Annotated in this window: 4 protein-coding genes; all 4 read right to left on the bottom strand. The window is 45.5% G+C overall.

The window, feature by feature from the left end:
- Window positions 1–634 precede the first annotated feature (634 nt).
- The 4 genes from ACFIL8_RS08735 to ACFIL8_RS08720 all read right to left on the bottom strand — a co-directional run bounded on the left by ACFIL8_RS08735 (window position 635) and on the right by ACFIL8_RS08720 (window position 2,859).
- A complete protein-coding gene (locus ACFIL8_RS08735; protein WP_375613607.1) occupies window positions 635–919 on the bottom strand; it encodes a hypothetical protein in 285 nt (94 codons plus the stop codon).
- Window positions 903–1,064, bottom strand: a complete 162-nt coding sequence (locus ACFIL8_RS08730; RefSeq protein ID WP_375613608.1) for a hypothetical protein — start codon at window positions 1,062–1,064, stop codon at window positions 903–905. The genes ACFIL8_RS08735 and ACFIL8_RS08730 overlap by 17 nt, the downstream gene beginning before the upstream one ends.
- A gap of 274 nt (window positions 1,065–1,338) precedes the next feature.
- The gene (locus ACFIL8_RS08725) at window positions 1,339–2,103 is read right to left on the bottom strand and encodes a lambda exonuclease family protein (protein WP_375689467.1); all 765 of its coding nucleotides are present in this window, start codon (window positions 2,101–2,103) and stop codon (window positions 1,339–1,341) included.
- 507 nt (window positions 2,104–2,610) lie between these two features.
- Complete coding sequence (locus tag ACFIL8_RS08720; RefSeq protein ID WP_375689465.1) at window positions 2,611–2,859, bottom strand: hypothetical protein; 249 nt, start codon at window positions 2,857–2,859, stop codon at window positions 2,611–2,613.
- Window positions 2,860–3,062: the final 203 nt, after the last annotated feature.

The following is a 3,062-nucleotide window of genomic DNA, read 5'->3' as shown; positions in this document are numbered from 1 at the left end:
GACGACAAGATAATACCGAGCATGTAATTGGTAGTATCATGAATGTAATTTTCATTATTTGTGGAATAATACCTATATTTCGTTTTTTACGTGGAATATACCACTAGGAATAATAAGTATAGGGTTATTAATTTTCATCAGTATAAAAGGATATTTGGTAAATATTGGTGCATTTATCTTCGGGATCATACTAATATCATTTATCAAAGTTATATGGAGAAGTATCTATTGATCAGTGCTTTTGAAGAGCTTTAAGATCAGTCCCGCAGTGAATTCACAAGGTGTGGTAATTTTTGATTTTCTATAACAAGGTAGTGTAGAAAAACATAAAGATTATAATGTCTCTATCCGTTCTTTTCTTATTCTCCCGTTTCCTCCACCCCTCTATTTTTTTCCACAACCTGCCCCCAATCTTTTCCCCAACAAGCCCACTTGACTCCACACAGACTTTTTCTCATGCCCCTACATCCTTTTCCCATATCGGCTAAGAAAATCCCCGCAAAGCTCTCCCCCCCAAGAACGAAAGCATAACGCGCACCATTGTCTCTGCAATAAAAAAACACTTGCCCGTCATTGTACTCCCCCAGCACTCACCCACAAAAGCGGCCAGAAGCTCCCCGTTGTCCCAATACGTCTAAACAAGCTTTAATGACCTCCCCCGCCAAACACCTCCTTCCATTTTCCAGCATGCTTTACGTATCATTCCAAGCTCCCTACTTGCGTGCCGCAAAAACATAAAAACCGGCTCTTTTCCTACTTGAACGTGCCTTTTTATAGGTTGGAACCTGTCTGTACTGCTGCTTCCCTTCCCCCTAAACCTCATTTTTGTTCTCCAGCATGCTTTCGTGTCACTCCAAGTCACAGGATAACGACCTGCCCCCTTCATCCCCACCATTTCCTCCTCATCCCGCTCCAACATTTCTCTTCCCAAAGCCGCGTATCTCCCCCTTTTCCATATCGGCTAAGAAAATCCCCCAAGCCCCCGCAAAGCTCTCTCCCCCCAAGAACGAAAGCATAACGTACACCATTGTCACCACAATGAAAAAGCAACTCAGCCCTTTCATTGCGGCTCCCCCCCAACACTCACCACAAAAGCACCCAAAATCACAGCCTCCATACCTCTGAACACTTAGCCTTACTCCCCATTCTCGTTTTCCCCTCCAGCATACCGCGCCGCCTTGCATGCGCTCCAAGCACCCTTTCTTTCCCCATTTTCCCACCATGCTTTCACATTCCTGTCCCCTAAAGTTCGCTATGCTCCCTGCTTCCCTGCGCCCCCTTATTTGGCACCATCCTCCAACATATGCTTTGCTCTTTTCCCCCTCTGCTCTTTCCTTTTTATAGAACTTTGCCTCTCCTCAACGCTACACAAGATCCCTTCCCACCCCGTCTCATTCTCGTTTTCCCCTCCAGCATACGCTTTGTCTTCATTCCAAGCACCCTTTCTTCCCCCTCCTTCAAAGCAATTTCTGTTCTTATATGAAAACCTGTCTCAACCGATTTAATTTGCTGTACCATCTTCTCCAAAGCCTCATTAAAACGGCTAATTTCATTTTCAAGCTTGCAAATATATGCTTCATCACGATAAGCCCGTTTAATCAAAGGAGGCATATCCGGCCAATAGAGCATTAAATCCACCCATTCGCGTTGAGAAATCCATAATCCCCCTTGACATTGTGCTTTATGTTCTGCTGGAAAGCTCTTTTGCATGAAATGAGGGATCAAAATTTCAGGTTTTTTTGTTTTAATTTCTAATAAGCCATTTTTTCCCACAAAAGCATCGGGGGAAAATCCTTGTCTGCGGTCATCTGCCAAAACAAAGCCAATACATTCAGGTTCTGTATGTGTAAATTCCCCATAAAGCTGTCGCGCGATTGGTTCTAATTCAGTCCCACGTCGCATAGAAAGTGTTGCCCCTTCATCAACAGTTTTTCCTGTAATTCTTTCTCCCGCCAATTTCATCATCACACTCTGATAGCGTGACGTTTTTTGCCCTTGTTTTGTTCGTGCCATAACCATCTCAAACAAAGAAGCCGTAATCAAACCATTACGCGCTTGCTGCCATTCTTCTGTTCCTTGAATACAATCGATAATGATTGGCATAGTATTTCTCCCCTTCATCTTTAAGGTGTTTTTTTTTGCAACATATTCTCTTTGAAACATTCATATCTTTTAAGATGCATTCCCCACTAAGAATGACAGCATCCTTAAATATTGTGCTGCTGAAATCACAAAAGCTTTTGGAAACGCCCCCCTCAACATCCCCCTCCCCACAAGTTTCTCATCCCCTCCTTTTCCATATCAGCTAAGCCCCTCCCAAGCGGCGCCCTCCCTAGACGAAAGCATAACGCGTGATATTTTCTCCCCGATAAAAAAACCTCTCGCCCATCATTGCCCCCTAAGGCTCAATACAAAAACGGTCAGAACCGCGCTCCCATAGCGCCTTCCTCTTCTTCCCTCTCAAACACCTTCCCTCATTTCCCAACATGCTTTCACATTCATATCCAAGCTCTTTGCACTCCCTGCGCTCAAAGCCCTCTGCTTTCTCCCCTCCTCCAACACTCTACTCCTTCCCCCTACACGGAACTTTTTTTAAAGATTGACATCTCCTCAACGCTTGTACGGCTGCCCCCCTTTTCCACACCTCATATCTCCCCTCCAGCATATGCCTTGCATACGCTTCAAGCTCTCCTCTCCCCCACTCGTCCTCCCTCTTAACCAGCCAACCACCAACATTTTCCCCAACAAGCTTCCCCCCAACATCCCTCCTCCCCAGAAGTTTCTCATCCCCTCCTTTTCCATATCAGCTAAGCCCCCCCAAGTCGTCTCCCCCAAGAACGAAAGCATAACGCACACCATTGTCACCGCAATGAAAAAACACTTGGGCCCATCATTGCGGCGCTCTCCCAGCACTCAACACAAAAGCACCCCAAAGCCCCCCACGTGTCCCAATATGTCTAAACAAGCTTTAACGACCTCTCCCGTCAAACACCTCCTTCCATTTTCCAGCATGCTTTACGTATCATTCCAAGCTCCCTACTTGCGTGCCGCAAAAACACAAA

Origin of the sequence: Bartonella sp. AP57NXGY, assembly GCF_042195805.1 — a bacterium.
Taxonomy (GTDB): Bacteria; Pseudomonadota; Alphaproteobacteria; order Rhizobiales; family Rhizobiaceae; genus Bartonella.
This window is presented reverse-complemented; position numbering and strand designations above follow the sequence as displayed.